Raw genomic sequence first — 220 nt, 5'->3', positions numbered from 1 at the left:
GGTCGGTGAAGAGGGATTCGAACCCCCGACCCTCTGGTCCCAAACCAGATGCGCTACCAAGCTGCGCTATTCACCGACAATTTTTATTACGCTTTGCAACGTAAACGGGAGCACTTTAATTTGAAAGGCTACCAAAATTAATGGGGTGGCTAACGAGATTCGAACTCGCGACCACCGGAATCACAATCCAGGGCTCTACCAACTGAGCTATAGCCACCAC

Annotated in this window: 2 tRNA genes; both read right to left on the bottom strand. The window is 50.5% G+C overall.

Annotated elements, in window-relative coordinates:
* Window positions 1–2 precede the first annotated feature (2 nt).
* Window positions 3–76: transfer RNA gene (locus tag ACVA6Q_RS25050), tRNA-Pro, on the bottom strand.
* A gap of 65 nt (window positions 77–141) precedes the next feature.
* A tRNA-His gene (locus tag ACVA6Q_RS25045) sits at window positions 142–217 on the bottom strand.
* Between the last annotated feature and the right edge of the window lie 3 nt (window positions 218–220).

This window comes from Vibrio sp. DNB22_10_4 (assembly GCF_052879755.1).
The sequence above is the reverse complement of the archived record's forward strand: the minus strand, read 5'-3'. Positions and strand labels throughout refer to the sequence as shown.